This window comes from Oleiphilus messinensis (genome assembly GCF_002162375.1).
Lineage (GTDB): Bacteria > Pseudomonadota > Gammaproteobacteria > Pseudomonadales > Oleiphilaceae > Oleiphilus > Oleiphilus messinensis.
The window spans coordinates 3,174,040-3,193,662 of the sequence record NZ_CP021425.1; the positions used below are offsets into that span (position 1 = coordinate 3,174,040).

Genomic DNA, 19,623 nt, shown 5'->3' on the forward strand with positions numbered 1-19,623 from the left:
TGGGAACAAGGTTCTGCATTCGGAATGCTGCTACTAATCCTGACCTCAGTCATCGTTTGGATCGGTCTCAAACTCAGTAAGCAGTCGTTTTCGAGGGTGATGTCATGATCAGCTCGATACCAACCAGTCAATTTTTTAAACGAACCTATGCGGTTTATGTCGCTTTCTTTTTTCTCTATTTGATCTTGCCCTTGGCTGTTGTTGCAACCTTTGCTTTCAATGATTCGTTGTTTCCATCTATGCCTTGGAACGGCGGTACATTGGCCTGGTTTGTGGGTTCAGAGGAACCTAAACTTGGCATTTTTAATGACCGTGAATTATTGGAAAGTATCTTCATCTCATTCTGGGTTGCACTCAGCGTAACGGTATTGAGTATTGCTCTGGCGACCTGTAATGCTTTTTTGTTTGAAAGGAACGATTTCTTCGGGAAGGGATTTCTGTACATGATGATGTTAACGCCCTTAGTCATACCTGGTGTGATATTAGGCGTGTCCATCTTGATTTTCAGCAGCAGCATCGCCAATGGTTTTGAAGACCACTATGATTTAGAGTTAGACTTCCTGCGGCCCGGACTACCGCTGGTGATACTCGGCCAATTCGCCTTTATCACCACCATCGCCACACTCGTTATCTCTGCCCGCTTGCGTCGTTTTGACCGCTCACTGGAAGAAGCGGCTTTGAATCTGGGGGCATCATTACCCGTCGTAATCTGGACCATCACACTCCCCTATCTCTGCCCCGCGTTGATTGGTGCAGGCATCGTGGCCTTTCTCATGTCATTCGAGAATTTTAACACTACACTCATGCTCGTCGGTTCCGATGCACCTTTAACCATCGCCATGTTTGATCGCCTGAGAGAAGGCTCAACCCCGGTACTCAATGCGGTCTCCGTATTGCTAATGGTCGGATCTGCAGCATTGGCTTTGATATCACTGTTTGTGCAGAATCCGAAGCGTCGTTAGTGTTCTGGTATTCCTATCGATCCTGGGCCCACCGCTCAGGTCGTTATTAATTCAGTCCTGATGAAGATCTCGCGAGCAACTTTTTTTCAATCTGCGTGGAGCATTGTAAAATCTCGTATTATTCTTAACGAATTACGCCGTTATTGGAACTTTTAAAGTGTATTCGAAGAATTGAAGTGGTAATGTCATCGGAACGCAAAATAAGAACAAAAGCCCCAGCTCTCCAATCCCTTTAGGAGCCCTGTGCTTTGATGGATTTTGAACAGACCATTCTCATTGTGGACGATGAGAAAATTGGCCGAAAGGTACTGAACGACCTGCTTAAGGGCGAGGCGAAGATTGTCCTCGCTAAAAATGGTGAACAATGCCTCGAGAAAGCCCGTGACTGTCAGCCGGATTTGATTCTGCTGGATATCATACTCCCGGATATTGATGGCTTTCAGGTGCTTGAGCGTTTGAAGCAGAGTCCTGCTACACAGCATATTCCTGTTATCTTTATCACCGCATTGAACAATTACGCCGATGAATGTAAGGGCTTCAGTCTGGGTGCCCGTGATTACATTCAAAAGCCATTTCATCCGGACATTGTTAACGCCAGGGTGCTCACCCACCTGCGCCTTAAAGAGCATGTCGAAAAGAATCAACGACAGGAGAAAGCTCTGCAGGCCAGTGAACTGGCTAACGAGCTGAAAGACCAATGCCTGTCCATTATCAGCCATGAACTGAGAACCCCGATGAATGGCGTATTCGGGGCGTTACACTTGCTGGATGATGAAGTGACGACTGAGGATGCCAAAAAGTATCTGGCATCGGCGCACTGCTCCGCCCAGGATATGATGAACCTGGTCGACAGTATGCTGTATTTCTTTGAGTTACAGTCAGACAAGCTTGTGCTGGATAAGAGACCTTTCCGATTGCAACAGCTGCTTACGGATGTTGAGTCCCGCCTTATGCAATGCGCCGCCCATAAGCAGTTATCCGCATCGGTAACGTCGAACCTGCCAGTTAATCGGGTCTATCGTGCGGATTCACAACGCATCAGCGTTATATTGCACAACCTCCTGGATAATGCGGTAAAGTTCACTCAAACTGGTACGGTAAAGCTGCTTGTCGATGAGCAAACTACTACCGGGAGTGATCCGGACGTTGTGCTTGAATTCAAGATAACCGACAGTGGCATTGGCATATCTGCCGAACAGTTTCCGAAAATATTCGAAGCCTTCACGCAAACCGACGCCTTTTTCTCCCGCAGATTCGAGGGTATGGGGATCGGTCTCGCAGTATGCAAACGTCTTGTAGACCTGATGAATGGCAAGATCTCCGTGGATTCCACGCCAGATCAAGGCAGTTGCTTTACCGTATCAATTCCAATGTCCCGCGTTTCGGTGTCGGATTTTAATGATTCCCCTTCCTCAGAGGTAACGCCGGACCTGGCCCGGGTTCTGACAAAAGACTCTAGGGTATTGATCGTTGAAGATAATCCGGTAAACCTGATGATGTTGCAGGGCATGGTCAAACGACTGGGTGTATCGGTCGAAACGGTTCAGGATGGCGCAGCAGCCGTTGAATTCTTCCAGAACAATCCAGTTGACTTGATCTTGATGGATTGCCAAATGCCGGTCATGAGTGGATTTGAGGCGACCCGACATATCCGGGCGTGTAGCGCTAAAGGTGAAAATGTCCCGATTATCGCGGTTACCGCCAATGCCATGTCAGGTGATCGTGAGCGCTGTTTCGCCTCAGGTATGAACGACTATCTGAAAAAGCCCGTGCGTAAAGAAGATATAGCCCAATGCATTCGCCACTGGTTGCCATTACCGGAAAGAAAAACATCGAATTGAATGAGTGTTTAACCACTTTTTTGACGCTATAAGGTATAGATTAAAGCAGGAATAGGGATTCAACGTTATGTCACAGCCTAAGGCATGTCGATGCACCGGGAAAGAAAAAACGACGATTGAAGGCTTGTCCAAAATACCCAGTTACACCGGAGATTTTCCTTCGCCGCTTCAAGTGATGTGGTATGTGCCGGAGCAGGATGAGTTGTTTAAACTGCACATCAGTGATACCGAAATTCGACGCTGGATTCGTGAAGCCGCCGAGTATCATGGCATTCCACATGTACTGTTAGCCATTATTCTGCAACAGGAAAATGGCCCGAATGCAACCGCAATTCAGAAGGCTGGACAATTTGCCGAACGCACAATCACCACCTTTGGTGCGATTGTCGATAAACGACTTTGGGATATTTTCCCGGATGCAATCTCCAAGGGCTCTTCCGGTTTTGCAAACATGTCCCGTGGCGCCCTGCTGGATGCTTCCAAATATACTGAAAACAACTATGGGCGAAACCCGCTATCCAATGAAGTGCGCTATCGCGCATTCGGTATTGACCAGGATACCCGCGTGTCTGGGGATGACTGGAAAGCGGACCTCTATTATTGCTCTGCCCATTTACGGCAATTGATTGACAGGGTCACGGGCTCCCCTTGTCACAATGGCGCTCTGACAATGGATCAGCTCCGCGAAGTGATCAAAGCCTATAATGGCAGCGGGCCGATGGCGGACAAGTATGCGGACGATGCCATGAAAACGTTAAAGGGCGCAAGCACCGGTGCCAGTACGTTGTATTTTTACGAGCAATAATACAAATTAATGAAATCCTTCATCCCAACACTTTCGATTGCAATTATCACGCTGATTTTACTGACAGTTTTCACGTATTTACCTGTTGGTTCCAATCTCTGGCATGTGATGACCAGCAATGGCTACATTATCCCGAAAGAGTCATCCCTGTTCAGCTTTCAGGTCATCGAGATGAATCAGGGGTCTGGTGAATGGTGGACTTATGGTCGGGATGATCAGTATTACTACCACTTCCTTGCTTTGCCTGACCGTCCTTATGTGAAAATCCCGACAGCATCCACTGTGAACTGCCCTGGGTTTATTCCGAACCAATTCGGAACCTGGTGCTTACAACACACGCGCTAGGTTCCTCGAATTGATATTTCGCAGAATCAATTATCGCCAATAGTTTTTTCGCGCCAGAACCTGTTGCTCCAGGGCTTGGTGCTCACCCGATGATATCTCGGGTAACTGACTTTCCCGGATGTCATAACCATATGCGGATGTACTGGTGACGATAATCGGAGGGGCCTGGATCCGCTTGAAGACGCTTTTTCGTATACAACCCGTAAACCAGTTCAAATCCTTCACAAATACCTCGGCATCATCCACCCCCCAACGGCGGATAAGGTCTGCAGAAATACCGAGATTTTGTTCCAGCGTTCCTTCCAGAAACCAATTGAGCATATGAACTGCATTGATTTTTTTGAAGCTGGTGAATGCTTCAATCATGGCGCAATGGTAGCCGAACTTGATGGGATCAACTTGATCGTGTTTCAGCTCGGCACTGGGGGCAATGGCATCCTCTGCGAACTCGAATAATGCGTTGGGGAAGAGAGACTCCGGAATGACCTCCTGTTTGAATATATCCCGATTAAGATAGCGGGCCAGGTCATACACTTCAGCTTTGGTCAGATCCGCAATGGGAGCGATAACCCCGCCCACATCGCCGTACAGGGTGGCATAACCCAACGCGACTTCAAGCTTGTTACCATTATTTGTGAACATCCGTCCGTAACGACCGGCGATATTGGAGAGAATCGATGTGCCGCGGATTTTGGCTTGTATGTTTTCATCGGATAACTGTTTCATCCATTCGGGAGAGTCAAACTGAGTGTCGAGCTTATCGAAAACAGGTTTGTGCGCGTTTACCAGGCTTTCAATGGGGAATTCCAGGTATTCAATGCCGAGTTGATTTGCAATATGTTTAGCCACGTTTCGTGTGGAGCTGCTGTTATATTGTGAAGGCATGTTTACGGCCCACACGGCATCTTTGCCCAGTGCCGCCGTCAGCAGTGTGACGACCACAGCACTATCGATGCCACCACTCAATCCAACTACAAATTCTGGATGTTCGGACCAGCCAAGCATATCCTTGAGGTATCGTAAACCACTGATAATGGCATGATACTTTTGTTCGATCTTACCAAACTCCTTGCGCTCGACCTGAAGCGTGGAAATTTTGCTATGATCGGCGATCAACAAATCCGGCGCAAAAAAGCGCTCACTCGTCAATGCGGGTTCGCCATTGGAATTATAAACCGTAGTACCCCCATCAAACGTGACGATATTTTTACCGTTATTCTGAGGGCCAACACTGTTTACGTAATAAAACGGCACGAAGGATTCGGGCATATCCTCAGTGAGGAAACGAATTCGTCGATCTCGGGCATCATGTTTGAGATAGGTCCAGGGCGAAGAGGAAATATTGACGATCAAATCCGCGCCATTGTGAACCAGAGAGCGTGTGATATTCAATGCTCTCCCGTCTTTTCGGTAATCCTGGCACCAGAGATCCTCGCACACTTCGAAACCAACCGGTGTCCGCCCACCACTTACCTCGATCAAATAGGGTTGAGCCAGTTTCTCCAAAGGGATGCCATGATCCTGAGAAACACTTTGTAGTGAGAAGAAATAGCGCTCATCGTCGAAAAATCGATAATTAGGCAGCAAGGTTTTGGGTTGAACCCCTTCTGGTAATAAATCAGTATTGGCAGCACGTTTCGCATACTCACCGTTCTGGACAATAATGACCGCATTATACATTCGCGTACGCCCGTCTTTGTTTGGATGCGGGTGATTATCTTCCAGTCGCTCATTGATGTGATCATCGACAAATGCACTGCCAAACGCTATTGCGATCCCGTCGCTCGCTAACCTCACCTTTTCGTTATAGGCCATCAGTTCGGCACAAAAACTACGATCCAGCCATTGATCGGATAGCAGGTAGCCTGAAAGACACATCTCTGGAAAAGCTATAAGATCAGCCGATTGGGCTTTTGCCTCGACGATCATGGCTAACATAGTCGAAAAATTTTGTTCCAAAGCGCCGGGGATGATGTGCATCTGTGCCAGTGCAACTCGCATAAGGTTCCTTTAAAAGTAATCTGAATATTGACGTTAAACTGTGTAATATTGTCCGGAATATGGCGCATTAAATCTACACTGAATGAGGCATAATCGGGACTATGGTGAAGGAAATTAACATCTCCCCTGCTTTGGTGAACGCAGGGACGCACGCTAATGACACACCGTTAACAGCGACTCAGGACACCGCAATAATTGCATCAGGCCTCAGTGATATCGAGCATTATCTGCAAGCGGCGACATCAGAAAATACCCGCCGGACCTACCGTTCTGCAATTCGCCAGTTCGAAAAATCGGGCGGACGCTTACCTGCAAATCGGGATACTTTAATGCGCTATATTGTCGCGCAGGCGCCACTACTCAACCCTCGTACACTCGATCTTCACATTACCGCAATTAGTCGCTGGCACGAGTATCAAGGATTTGAAGACCCAACCCGTGATCCCTTGTTGCGAAAAACCCTCGTTGGAATTCGGCGAACCCATGGCAAGCCGAAACAAAAAGCAAAACCACTGAGCCTTCAGCATCTTGCTATCCTGGTCACGACACTTGATGTCTCAGAGAACAATCTTCGGAAAAAACGGGACAAAGCGCTGTTACTCACCGGGTATTTCGGCGCATTTCGGCGCAGTGAAATTGTAGCGATACAATTTGAGGATTTATTTTGGGAACCGGAAGGCGTAATCATCCGAATCACCCAGTCGAAAACCGATCAATATGGTGAAGGGATTCTGCGCGCCCTGCCTTACCACAACTCCCCTTATTGCGCCGCGACGGCCTTAAAAAACTGGATTGACGAATCCGGTATTCAGCATGGCCCGATTTTTCGGGCAATCAATCGTTGGAGCCAGCTCAAGGGCAAGGCCCTCCATGCAGGGGCAATTAACACTCTCCTTAAAGAACTCGGTGCCCAAGCAAAGTTCGATTTCGTCCCGAACCTAAGCAGTCACAGCTTCCGCAGAGGACTCTCGACAGCTGCGGCAAGAGAAGAGCTCGACTTTGAACTGATCAAAAAACAAGGTGGATGGAAAACAGATGATGTGGTCAGGGGCTATATTGAAGAAGGCCATGCATTCAAAAACAATGTTGTAACAGACTTGATTACCAGACTGGATGAATTAAATGCAGACCTTGCCCCCTAGCATCATACGCTGACGATTTATTGGTCTACACTTAGTGCGATTGAGGACTAAAAACAGGTAAACCCTTTATGGACTTCACAGGCTCCCTTCTACAAAGTCAAAAAACTCGAGATGCCCGCGACAAAGCCAGAGCAATCGATAAAGTTCAGGCGGTTATTGAATTTGATTTATCCGGCAAAATTCTCACTGCCAACGATAATTTCCTTCAGGCAATGGGGTACACGTTAAGTGAAATTGTGGGGCAACACCACAGCATGTTTGTTGAACCGGAAGAAAGTACTAGTGCAGCCTACCATGAATTCTGGGCGAAGCTGAACCGGGGAGAGTTTGAATCTGGTGAGTTTAAACGACTGGGGAAGCATAATAAAGAAGTCTGGATTCGAGCCTCATACAATCCACTCTTGAACCGTTTTGGCAAACCTTACAAGGTGGTGAAGTTCGCAACCGATATAACCGAAGAAAAACTGCGCTATGCAAATTTTCAGGGGCAGATTGATGCGATCAGCAAGGCCCAGGCTGTCATCGAGTTCGACATGGATGGCATTATCCTGACTGCAAATGACAATTTTTTAAACGCAATGGGTTATACCCTCCGCGAGATCCAAGGTCAGCATCATCGCCTTTTTGTTGAATCCGGACATCAAAACTCACCGGAATACCGCTCTTTTTGGGAAAGTCTGAGAGCCGGAAATTATGAAACCGGTGAGTACAAACGCCAGGGAAAAGGCGGCCAGGATGTATGGATACAGGCCTCCTACAATCCAATACTTGATCTCAACGGAAAACCCTACAAGGTCGTTAAATTCGCAACTGACATCACTCAGGAAAAGTTGCAGAATGCCGAGTATGAAGGACAGATCAACGCCATAGGCCGATCTCAGGCTGTGATTCATTTCAATATGGATGGCACGATAATCTGGGCCAATGAAAATTTCCTCGATGCCATGGGGTACACACTAGAGGAGATAAAAGGCCATCACCATTCGATGTTTGTAGAAATCCATGAAAAGCAGAGCCAGGCGTATCAAGACTTTTGGGCTAAATTGAATCGCGGTGAGTATGCTAATGGTGAATTCAAACGGCTAGGGAAAAACAACAAAGCAGTATGGATTCAGGCCACTTATAATCCGATTTTAGATTTTAACGGCGTACCCACCAAAGTGGTAAAGTACGCGACAGAAGTCACCAGTCAAAAACTTAAATACGCAGATTACAGCGGCCAGATCAAAGCCATCAGTAAATCCCAAGCCGTAATCGAGTTTAACATGCAGGGCATAATCCAGAACGCAAATGATAACTTCCTGTCTGCAATGGGTTACACCCTCGACGAAATCAAAGGCAAGCATCACAGTCTGTTCGTCACTGACGAATATCGTCAGAGTGAGGAATACAGAGCGTTTTGGTCCAAGCTCAATCGAGGTGAGTTTGAAACGGCAGAATACAAGCGGGTTGGCAAAGGTGGTAAAGAGGTCTGGATTCAAGCGTCCTACAACCCTATTCTCGATATGAATGGAGCACCCTTCAAAGTTGTGAAATATGCTACTGATATTACGGAACGTATCAGAGCGGTGAAGTCAATTAGTGACACACTGATTGCGTTATCCCAGGGTGATTTAACCCGAAGTATCGATTCACCTCTCGTTGGTGAGTTTGAGGACTTGCGTCACGCAATGAACTCCACACTTCAGCGGTTAAACGAGTTGGTTCATAACATCGACAGCAGTTCGAATCTTGTTAAAAACAGTGCCCAGGAAATCAAGCAGGCTACTGGAGACTTAAGCCAGCGCACTGAAGCCCAGGCGGCAAGCCTGGAAGAAACAACTTCGAGCATTCAGCACTTGTCCACTATGGTGACCAGCAATGCTAAAAACGCTGGTAACGCCAATGAGTTATCCCGTGTTGCCGCGGTAAAAGCCGAGCAAGGTGGAAGCGTGGTGGCCACTGCGGTTCAGGCAATGAAAGATATTGGCCTATCCAGCAAAAAAATATCTGAGATCATCGGTGTGATCGACGAAATCGCATTTCAAACGAACTTGTTAGCGCTTAATGCTGCGGTGGAAGCCGCACGAGCAGGAGAGCAAGGCAGAGGGTTTGCCGTCGTTGCCGGCGAAGTCAGAAGTCTGGCGCAACGCAGTGCCGTCGCCGCTAAAGAGATCAAAACATTGATCAACGACAGTGTGGTAAAAGTGGCAGAAGGTACCAAGTTAGTGAATGATTCAGGTGAAACCCTGAGTGGCATCGTAGATGCTATCAAGGAAGTGACAAAACTGGTGTCCGAAATCAACAACGCCAGCCAGGAACAGGCATCGGGTATCCGGGAAGTGAGCGTTGCAGTTACCAGCATTGATGAAATGACCCAGCAGAATGCCGCCATGGTAGAAGAAGCAACAGCAACTACCGAGATGATGGCCGATGAATCCCGTAAATTAAGTTCCCTGATTCAGTATTTCAATGCGAAACAGTGAATGTGATTCAGGGCCAAAATTGGCGTTGTGCACTCTTGTCTCAGTCCTAATGAACCAATGCGACTGACTTGACCTGTGCCCAGACACAGTCACCTTTCTTCAGATCGAGATGATGGGCGGAACGACGGGTAACCCGTGAAACGACGTAGGTTGAATCAAAGGACTGATCATCCCGGGTTGTCAGGCGAAGCTGGATCAACACCATTGAACTATCGTGGTCTACCGCAATATCTGTAACTTCCGCAGGTATGCGGTTCAGAATGCTACTTTTTGTTTCACAACCCATTGCGATACTGACATCCCGTGCCAGAACCCTGACTCTGACCTTGGTTTGCAATGGGTCTCCACTGTCTTTTAGCCAAAGTTTAATCGATCCGATTGCAACACACATCAATTCCCATTCTGGCGCGTGCTCAATCACAATCCCCTGCAAGATTACGCCAGCCCCCTCCCCTAAATTCATGGGTAACTTGATACGGGAGAAAACATCCGTAACGTCCCCTTGCGCAATCACACTACCGTTATCAAGAAACACCACATGATCGGCCAGACGGGCGACCTCATCCAAGGCATGACTAACGTACAAAATAGGGATATTCAGTTCCGACTTAATGCGTTCCAGATATGGCAATATGTCCTGTTTTCGAGCAGTATCCAAGGAAGCTAATGGTTCATCCATTAATAACAACTTTGGCTGCAGTAACAGAGCCCGGCAAATTGCTACACGTTGCCGCTCTCCTCCAGATAATCGCGCTGGTAGACGATCGAGTACACCACGAATACCCATAACGTCGATAAGGTGTTCGTACTGCTCTGGATTAAAAGGCGCATCTGCTCGTTTTATGGCGTAGTTTAGATTGGCTTTAGCCGACATAAAAGGAAATAAGCTGGACTCCTGAAATACATAGCCAATGGCCCGTTTATGGGCGGGGAGTGAGACGTTGTCATCTTGCCAGATATGCTCGAGCACTCGAACGTAGCCAAACTTGGGTTGCTCCAGACCCGCAACACAACGAAGCAGTGTTGTTTTTCCAGAACCGGAAGCACCAAATATTACAGTTACCCCCCTTCCCGGTACCGTAATATCGGCATCGAGAGCAAATCCACGGTCATCACCGGGTACTGGTTTTTGGTTTTGTGATCTTTCGAGCCTGAACCGGAAGTGCATTGTTTGGCTCTTTATTTCTCTACGATTTAATGTCATAGATTAAGTAACTGTCGTTGTTTCCGTTGAGACCCATACAACACGAGTAATACAGTGAAAGAGAACAAGAGCATGATGGCAGAAAGCTTGTGTGCACTCTCGTAATCAATCGTTTCAACATAATCATAAATTTGAACCGAGACCAGGCGTGTTTCACCAGGAATGTTACCACCGATCATCAACACCATGCCGAATTCGCCAACAGTGTGGGCAAATCCCAGAATTGAAGCCGTCAAAAAGCCGGACTTGGCCATAGGCACCACAACAGTAAAAAAACGATCCCAGGGTCCAGCTCGCAATGTCGCGGCGACTTCTAGTGGGCGATTCCCCATTGCTTCTATCGAATTCTGGATCGGCTGTACAACAAAGGGCAAAGAATAGAAAATAGACCCGGTCACAAGCCCCCAAAATGTAAACGGTAGCGTGCCCAATCCCATAAAAGATGTAATCTGACCGATAACGCCGTCGGGACTCATCGCGATCAGCAGGTAAAAACCAATCACCGTGGGTGGCAAAACTAACGGTAAAGCCACAATGGCACTTACAGGTCCTTTCCACCACGAGTTTGAGCGTGCGAGCCACCACGCAATTGGGGTTCCAATAATCAGCAACAGCAGGGTGACGGTAAACGCCAGCCTTAGAGTTAATCCGATTGTATCGAGGTCTGCAGCGGAGAGCATGCTAATCCTTATCCGTTCCTACTGTATCGAGGAGCGATAGCCGAAAGATTCAATAATTGCGCGTCCTTCAACGCTTTTAAGGAAATTGATGAAATCGATTGCTGCCGGATTTTTAGCTGCCCGCATAAGAATAACAGCATCCTGGTGAATCGGGTCGTATAGGGTTTCCGGTATTTTCCAGTATACCGCGTGCTTCTGCTCAATGACCTGAGACCAGGCCACGAAACCAAGTTCAGCATTACCGGAATAGACATACTGGTAAGTTTGCGCAATATTCTCACCCTGAACCCATTTGGGTAGCGTCTGTTTTCGTAGCTTTAGTTGATCTAAAACTTGTGTCGCGGCAAGCCCATAGGGGGCCAGTTTTGGATTCGCTAAGGCAATTTTTTTAAATTTACCGTCTAACAGGCTTTGCTGATTCACGGATTCAAGCCGGGTTGACCAGAGCACCAATGCACCAGATGCATAAGTAAATCGACTGTCCGGCACAATACGTTGGTTTTGTTCAAGTTTGATCGGTTTTTCCTGGTCGGCGGAAAAAAAAGCATCAAAAGGTGCACCATGTTGTATTTGTGCATATATTTTTCCGGATGAGCCATAAGATACACGTATACGATGGGGTGATTGCCGTTCAAACTGCTCGACTAATTTCGTCATCGCCCCGTTAAAGTTAGAAGCCACTGCAATGGTTGTTTGTTCTGTATTGCCTGAAACAGGTATGAGAAACAGGAAAGCATAGATCGCGGGAAAAATGTTCTCACGCCTGAATTTATCCATAATCGGTATTTCCCGGGTTTATGTTTTATCAGGAATCGTGTTTGTGACTGGAGGCTTCCTGAATAAGAATGTCCATGTAATTTTGTCTTTGGTTATCAAAGATTACCGCTTGGCTGTCCAGGCTCGCAGATCCGATAGTGATGTCTGGAATGACAATACTCCAATTATGGTCGTGTATAATTTTCTGGACTTCCGAGCACAGTGACTCAAGTTCGAGTTTAGGATAACCGATACTGAATAGAACCACCATATCACTGATACGCACCATTAACATATCCGCAAGTTGTTCAATTAAAAGCCGATTAATCGTGCCCATTTTAATATTTAACTCATTATCACCGAAGTGCCGACAAATATGCTCAGCGTTAGCAATGGATACTACGATCACATTTATCGACAGGTTCAGGCGTTGTGCGGTGAGAACGCGCTTGTCTGCAAGAGCCCGAAAATGCTCGATATTCAGTAATCCGGTTTCGTCAGAGTACATCAAGTCACGTTGGATTCGAACTTTTAATGATTCGTTTTCTGCTTTCAGTGCAGCTATTTGCTGAGACAATATATCAACCCGTCGAGTGAGATCCGCATTGTCGATGCGCTCTTGAACCAATGCCTGATGGTGCTTCATTATCGGCGTAAAATCATTATGTGCACCCAGTAACCGGATTGGTTTCCCGTCAACATCATAAATCGCAACGCCGCGACACCTCACCCAGATGGTATGACCCTGCTTGTGTTTGTACCGTACAATTTGGTCGTAAGGGTGATTAGGGTCTTCAAGATGCTTTTGCAAATTACGAACAGCAGTCTTTAAATCGGCTTCAAAAATAATGTCTTGCCACTCTGCCGCCAAGTGCTTTTTATCATCCGGTTCATATCCAAGTAACGTCCAGAATTTATCACTCATCCATTCGTTATCTGGATTCTCCAAATCCCAATACCAGATGCCATCCAGCGCACCTTCCTGCAGAAATTCGAATACAAGGTCATCCTGTTGCAGCAATTGGTACAGTTCTTTGCGCAAATAATGATTTTGATTGGAAAACGCATCATCTGCCGCCGTGCTGGTATCAGAAATGTGGGAATGATCGACGATCAGGTTGTCTTTATTCATCTTGGCTGAGATCCCGCATGGACACAACGACTCCACGATGTTTCTGGCCAATCGTGTAAGGCGTGACTGAAACTTCAACTTCAGTATTATCATTTAGCACGTAAAGCTGAGAGTAAGACCCGGCTTCGGTGTTGGCTTTCTCGATCTTCTCGTGCAATCCGTCAAAATCGTATTTAAGTGATAAATCTTTAAACGAGCGATTGATATCAAAGTCCATGATATTGACATACTGCCTCAAAGCATGGGTATATCGGCGAATATTTAAATTCGAATCGAGGAACAGCACCGCAATACGTGTGGTTTTCAGCAGGTTTTCAAAATCATTGTTCGCTTCGGTGAGCTCGGCAATTTTTTGCTGATGTTCACTATTGACAGTGTATAACTCTTCGTTAACAGATTGGAGCTCCTCATTTGTTGACTGTAATTCTTCATTAGCAGCCATCAACTCTTCGTTGCTCGACTGAAGTTCTTCGCTGGTCGAGTCCAGTTCCTCCATGACTTCCCGATACATTCTTTGGCATTCAACTAAGGCTTTGTCCAATTCCGATATTCGCTGCTGTGCTTGCTGATCAATATCATATTCAATATCAGCCGTATTGGTTTTGCTTTCCTGTAGAAAGCTGATCGCGGTGTAGGTTTGCACACTATCCTTTTCCTGGATAGGGAAGCATTTTAAAGACCATAAAGTCGCAGTATTTTCGCCCTCCAACTGACACCGATAAACATTCTTCAATAAAATACTTCGCTTTTCGAGAATGACCTGATGCGCCGCGGAAAGGGCCTGGCTGGCTATGTCGGGTATCAGCACATCTGCTACATCATTGGTAACCAACCCCGGTTTGAGTTTGGCGGTAAATATGGAGCAATCTCCGTAGGAATAAATCAGTTGTAACTTATGGTTTACCACCATAGTGGGCGGTACAAAGTGGTCAAAAATCACTTTTTGACCAATCGGCGTATTGGGCATACGGCGCCGTGCGTCGATCTTCGCAGACTCTTCAATGTATCGCGGAATTGCTCGGGGTTGGTAGCGGTGCTGACGAACGCCCCCCGTGTGAATGGATGTGACAGGAATTCTGAGATCTTTTGTTTTCCGGTATATTCTCAGTTTGGAGTCAATAATATCGAAATAGTTATTGAAGTTTCCTGGAGACTCGGCACTCCCGAGTAATAACGCACCGTCGAGCCGAAGCGAAAAGTGGAAAAAAGCAAGGGCTTTCTGTTGTGCCTGCGCTTGCAAATAAATCAGGGTGTTTCGGCAACTGACAAGATGCATATTTGAGAATGGAGGATCTTGAATAATGTTGTGAGTTGCAAATACAACCATAGACCGCAACTCTTTCGTGACTTGATAGTGGCCATCGGGTTGCTGGATAAAATACTTGCTTAACAGGTTTACTGGAACTTCAGTTGCAATCGTGGTCGGATAAATACCAGTAGCACCAAAAGCTACCGCAGCCTGATCAATATCGCTGGCGAAAATCTTGATGTGTCGTGTTACCCCCAGGGATTCACAACATTCTGCAAATAATAAGGCCATGGTGTAGGCCTCTTCACCGGTTGAGCACCCCACACACCATATTCTGATCGGGTCTCCGGGCGTAGAGGATTTAACCAATGGAATAATCACATCTGCTCTTAATACATCCCAAACCTCATGATCCCGAAAAAATTGAGTGACCCCAATGAGCAAGTCTCGTTTTACCTGTTCGATTTCTTCTGGATTATCCAGTAAAAACTGGTGATAGTCCTTGAGACTGGGCTTACCGTTAATACTCATTCGGTGGACAATTCTTCGGGATACAGTCGATTCTTTATAGGCCTTGAAGTCGAGCTCTGTTTTTTCCCGTATCAAATTTAAGACACTCTCCAAGAGCTCCAGGTTCTCTGAAAAATGGTGTAAAAACTGGTTAGAACGATGCCTACGGAGTGGGTGGGAAATATATTTTTGAACGTGGGTTGGTATCTGGTTAACCGGAAGCACAAAATCAACACAGCCCGTATCGATGGCACTCAAAGGCATGCCGTCAAACTGCGCTTCTTCCGGCGATTGTGTGATGATCATCGCCCCCATTTCCTTCATCTGGACCAGCCCCCGACTTCCATCAGATCCGGTACCCGACAGGATAATACCGATGGATCGGTTTTGAGCATCTTCCGCTACAGACCGGAACAGCTCATTGATTGGCATGTTGATACGATTATCAGGTGGTAAGTCTGAAAGATAGATCTGCCCCTCGGCAATCCGCATGAGTTTCCCGGCGGGAATTAAATAAATCGTATCGCGCTCCAACGCCACGCCTTCTTCGGCGAGGTGAATCGCCATACGAGTGTGTTTGGTCAGGAGTTCGTCCATCAGACTAATATAATCAGGTGATAAATGTTGGACGACGATATAGGCTAACCCGAGATCAAATGGCATGCTGTCAAACAAGGCTTGCAGAGCTTCCAAGCCACCAGCAGAGGCACCTATTGCAACAATATGGCTCGGACTGTTGTCCTTTTGACGTTTCGTTTCGGATTGTTTACCCAATGATGAATTAGTTAAGGGTTGTGAAGGATTTTGATTCATATTTTTCTTCCTGAAGCGTCGCAAAAAACTGAACCAAACTATTCATGTCCATTGGTTTTGCGTAGTAGTAACCTTGTATGGATTTAATGTTGAGCGACTCAACATAGCGCAATTGCTCTTCAGTCTCTACGCCTTCAGCAAGTATATTCAAGTCGAGGGATTGACCCAGTAACGTAATTGCTTTTATTGCAGATTTAAACTTTTTAGATTGATGGAGCCGCATGATGAAGTAACGATCGATTTTTAATTCGTCAAACGGGTAGTTCATCAAACGCTGAAAAGAGCTGTAACCCGTGCCAAAATCATCCATTGAAATTTTGAACCCTTTTTGTTTCAGGTCAACAATATTCTGTTCAACCAGTCTGTCACTGCCCAGGAGTGCTTGCTCTGTTATTTCGAGATAAATTTGCCTTGGTAGCAATTCAAATTCGTTAACTTCTGCGCACAGTTTTGACACAAAATCAAATTGTGAAAACTGCATTGCATCGATATTCAAATGTAAACTCAGGCCACAGTAGTCGTGCAGGTTATCATTTCTGAAACGCTTCAGTAAACCGGCATAGGCAGAAAGGCCACGGGTTAACATCTGCTTGAACAATTCGTTGGAACAATGGGAATGCTGTGCAGTTTCAATGATATCCTCGACACCATTGTGATATTTGCACTCAGGAAACCTTGATAAAGCCTCAACTGAAGAGGGTCTTCCACCCTCATAGATTGGTTGGAAGTAGATCTCGATACATTGTGTATCAAGAATATGCCGCAATTCCTGATTCTTGTTTTGTATCTTGATTTGCGTTTTACGAAAACGATCATCATAAAAAGCCACTTTCCGATCAGACTGTTTGGCTTTATACATCGCCATATCCGCCATGCGCAGCCATTCACTGGACACTTCCACTGCGTTTTTAAGATTCAGATTTGCCAAGGCTTTTGCGGTAACGATACCAATACTGGCGCTAATCCCGTGGTGAACGCCACTTACACTTACATTTTCATTGAGTTTCTTTAACACTTTTTCTGAGAAAGCAAAGACATCATGTTGAGACTGGATATTTGAAGCAAATATGACGAACTCATCACCACCCAGGCGAGCAACCGTATCGCACGATCGAGTCACATGCAGGAGTCGTTCGCCCACAATTTTCAATACCTCATCGCCGACTCGATGACCGAATCGGTCATTTATGGGTTTGAATTCGTTGAGATCGATAAATGCGAGTAGCGAGTTCTCCAGACCATTCGAATCGTGGGCTGACTGGATCTTTTCCAATAGAAATTCCCGGTTTGATAATCGTGTCAATCCATCATGGCTGACCAGATATTTCAACTCTCGAGTTGTTTCGTGCTCTCGTGTGACGTCTGTTAAAACATGAATAAACGATTGTATTTTAAGCGATGCTTCAAATTGCGGGATGACATCAACCGAGAGAGTGCGCCGTTTACCCAGTGGCGAAATAATCGATACTTTTTTGCTTAGGGCATGAGATTCGCCTTTCGCAATTTGCAGATAAAACTCCTGAAAAGTGGAATCAATATCTTCTTCAAAAACGGACATCCAGCCCCTGCCCGGAAGCTCATCCGGGCCCAGGCCGAGCAAATGACAGGTTTGATCGTTGAAGTAGATTAGATTAAATGAAGAATCAGTCTTCATAACTCCGACAGGGAGACCGTTAACGACACTCCCCAAATCGAAATACAGCGGCAAGCTCACCGCTAACCAACCGCTGTTTAACTTGAAAATGTAATGGTTTAAATGATGAGAGTCCTGAACCAGATAAATCGGGTAGGAAAAATGGGGCCCAAACATACCTTCCTTGGCGTTTTCCAGAAAGTTATGGATGTTCTCTGGCCACAAACTCGAGTTGTCATCATCGGTAATGATTGCGAGTCCATCACGATCATAACGCAGTGTACTCCCACCTGCGGGCTCAACGAAAAAATTAATAATTTGATGGAATAATTCAATATCCATATCCGGGTAACTCTTTTAGAAAACGTTCAACAACATGAGCATGGTTTGATCGCACTCGGAACGTTCAGATCAACAAACCTGACTGTTTTGCTAAGTTTAGGCTATCGATACGTAAAGTCACTCATTGCCTGGTATTAAACACAATCTGATTTTGACTTTCGAGACTTACTTCTACTATCTGAATTTATTGATTTATAGATAAAAAAAGGGAGCCATTTAGACCCCCTTTTCGATTTATTCACTCAAGTAGCTTGAGCCAGGTTATTTTATTAACCAATCTGCAAGGCAAACAGTTCTTCAGATTCTCGTGGATCGTTGAATACAACAATCTTCGCTTTTCGGAAGAAATTAAACTCTGTCGCCGTTGCTGATGAATAGGCTCCCATCATTCGCGCAATAATCAAATCGCCATTCTTGAGTGCCGGCAACTGAATATCTTCAGCGATGACATCGATACTATCGCAGGTTGGTCCTGCCAGTACAGACGGAAAACGCTCACCTTCCCAGTGTAAGGCATCAATTGGGTAAGCCCCATGATCAAAGATTACACCGCTATATGAACCATATACACCATCATCAAGGTAGTACCAGGTCTTTCCATCGCGGACAGACTGGCCCATCACAGACGATACACTGATCATCGCTGGTGCAACAATGAAGCGGCCCGGCTCCGCAATCACTTTTACGGTGTCGGGTAATTCGCCTAAAGCTTCACGAATGGGCGCACAAAATTCATCAATACAGTGACCATTTTCCTGGTAATCAACAGGAAATCCGCCGCCAATATCCAAAGTACTTAAAGCCGGCAAACCTGATTCTGAAACCTGCCGAATTAATGCACCGCTTCGTGTAATCGCTTCCACGTATTTACCGGCATCCATTGTTTGCGAACCGACATGGAACGATAGACCTTTAACGTGAATGCCCCACTCTTTTGCTTTTTTAATCAGGTCAAGCGCTGCTTCCGGGCTACATCCGAATTTTTTCGAGAGATCCGCGAATGCCGCAGCATTGCGGAAACTCAAACGAATTAATACTTCGGCTTCGTCACGATACGGTATGAACTTTTCCAGCTCATTTTCACTATCCACCACAAAAACACAGCAACCATAATCCAGGGCATCCTTGATATCACGATCACGCTTAATTGGATGAGTGTGAATTGTTTTTTCAGCTGGCACACCAACTTCTCGCACCAGATCAACTTCACCGCTGGTTGCCAAGTCAAAACTGGCTCCTTCTTGCAGCAATGTTGCGACCACAGCCGGATGAGGCAATGGTTTCAGTGCGAAATGCAGAGTTACGCCAGGTAACGCATTTTGTAACGAGCGATATTGATGACGAACAGTATCGCAATTCAATAACAGCAATGGTGCACCGTGCTCAGCTACCATAGATTCAATTAGCTGAAGCTCGGTTTGTTTTCGAGTGTGTAAGTCTACGATTATTGCATTTTCACTGATCGAATGAGCTGAATGGATGGAAGCAACAGACTCAGTACCCAGAGCTACTGAATTGTCAGATACAGAATCAGAACGATCAATTTGAGAATCAATAAAGGAAATAGACACGAGCACGCCCCTCCAATAAAAAAAGTAACAAACATCTGAGTCGCGATGGATCGACGACCAGGTTCGGATAAAGTTACTCTGTATGGATAGTTACTCTGTTGCCTTGGCGCAGCTTGCCTGCGATGTACTTGGGTTGGCTATCTTCAAGAAAGTGGCGCAATAATAAGTTTTT

General features: G+C 46.1%; 14 protein-coding genes. 6 read left to right on the forward strand and 8 right to left on the reverse strand.

The window, feature by feature from the left end:
- The first annotated feature begins 104 nt into the window (after positions 1–104).
- The 4 genes from OLMES_RS13790 (at position 105) to OLMES_RS13805 (ending at position 3,953) form a co-directional block, all read left to right on the forward strand.
- Positions 105–962 carry an ABC transporter permease gene (locus OLMES_RS13790; protein ID WP_087461800.1) on the forward strand — a complete coding sequence of 286 codons (858 nt, stop codon included), beginning with the start codon at positions 105–107 and terminating at the stop codon, positions 960–962.
- Positions 963–1,213: 251 nt separating this feature from the next.
- Complete coding sequence (locus OLMES_RS13795; RefSeq protein ID WP_087461801.1) at positions 1,214–2,803, forward strand: response regulator; 1,590 nt, start codon at positions 1,214–1,216, stop codon at positions 2,801–2,803.
- 67 nt (positions 2,804–2,870) lie between these two features.
- Positions 2,871–3,608: a transglycosylase SLT domain-containing protein gene (locus OLMES_RS13800; RefSeq protein ID WP_198343333.1), complete on the forward strand. Its 738-nt coding sequence runs from the start codon at positions 2,871–2,873 to the stop codon at positions 3,606–3,608.
- 9 nt (positions 3,609–3,617) lie between these two features.
- A complete protein-coding gene (locus OLMES_RS13805; protein WP_087461802.1) occupies positions 3,618–3,953 on the forward strand; it encodes a hypothetical protein in 336 nt (111 codons plus the stop codon).
- A gap of 30 nt (positions 3,954–3,983) precedes the next feature.
- Here the strand turns inward: OLMES_RS13805 and nadE are convergent, their stop codons facing one another.
- Positions 3,984–5,954 (reverse strand): NAD(+) synthase, encoded by a 1,971-nt coding sequence (nadE, locus tag OLMES_RS13810; protein WP_087461803.1) that lies wholly within the window; start codon positions 5,952–5,954, stop codon positions 3,984–3,986.
- A gap of 101 nt (positions 5,955–6,055) precedes the next feature.
- Here nadE and OLMES_RS13815 point away from each other — a divergent pair, with 101 nt between their 5' ends.
- A complete protein-coding gene (locus OLMES_RS13815) occupies positions 6,056–7,096 on the forward strand; it encodes a site-specific integrase (RefSeq protein ID WP_087461804.1) in 1,041 nt (346 codons plus the stop codon).
- A 68-nt stretch (positions 7,097–7,164) separates the two neighbouring features.
- Entirely contained in the window at positions 7,165–9,561 is a 2,397-nt protein-coding gene (locus tag OLMES_RS28600) for a methyl-accepting chemotaxis protein (RefSeq protein ID WP_087461805.1), read from the forward strand.
- Positions 9,562–9,607: 46 nt separating this feature from the next.
- Here OLMES_RS28600 and modC read toward each other — a convergent pair whose 3' ends face one another.
- The 7 genes from modC to OLMES_RS13855 all read right to left on the reverse strand — a co-directional run bounded on the left by modC (position 9,608) and on the right by OLMES_RS13855 (position 19,451).
- Positions 9,608–10,729, reverse strand: a complete 1,122-nt coding sequence (gene modC / locus OLMES_RS13825; protein ID WP_198343334.1) for a molybdenum ABC transporter ATP-binding protein — start codon at positions 10,727–10,729, stop codon at positions 9,608–9,610.
- A 32-nt stretch (positions 10,730–10,761) separates the two neighbouring features.
- Positions 10,762–11,445, reverse strand: coding sequence for a molybdate ABC transporter permease subunit (gene modB, locus OLMES_RS13830; RefSeq protein ID WP_087461807.1), 684 nt, complete (start codon positions 11,443–11,445; stop codon positions 10,762–10,764).
- Positions 11,446–11,463: 18 nt separating this feature from the next.
- A complete protein-coding gene (gene modA, locus OLMES_RS13835) occupies positions 11,464–12,222 on the reverse strand; it encodes a molybdate ABC transporter substrate-binding protein (protein WP_232465337.1) in 759 nt (252 codons plus the stop codon).
- Positions 12,223–12,250: 28 nt separating this feature from the next.
- Positions 12,251–13,333, reverse strand: coding sequence for a PAS domain-containing protein (locus OLMES_RS13840; RefSeq protein WP_087461808.1), 1,083 nt, complete (start codon positions 13,331–13,333; stop codon positions 12,251–12,253).
- Complete coding sequence (locus tag OLMES_RS13845; RefSeq protein WP_087461809.1) at positions 13,326–15,905, reverse strand: chemotaxis protein CheB; 2,580 nt, start codon at positions 15,903–15,905, stop codon at positions 13,326–13,328. The genes OLMES_RS13840 and OLMES_RS13845 overlap by 8 nt, the downstream gene beginning before the upstream one ends.
- The gene (locus OLMES_RS13850; protein WP_087461810.1) at positions 15,874–17,880 is read right to left on the reverse strand and encodes an EAL domain-containing protein; all 2,007 of its coding nucleotides are present in this window, start codon (positions 17,878–17,880) and stop codon (positions 15,874–15,876) included. The genes OLMES_RS13845 and OLMES_RS13850 overlap by 32 nt, the downstream gene beginning before the upstream one ends.
- Positions 17,881–18,149: 269 nt before the next feature.
- Entirely contained in the window at positions 18,150–19,451 is a 1,302-nt protein-coding gene (locus tag OLMES_RS13855; protein WP_198342978.1) for a type III PLP-dependent enzyme, read from the reverse strand.
- Positions 19,452–19,623: the final 172 nt, after the last annotated feature.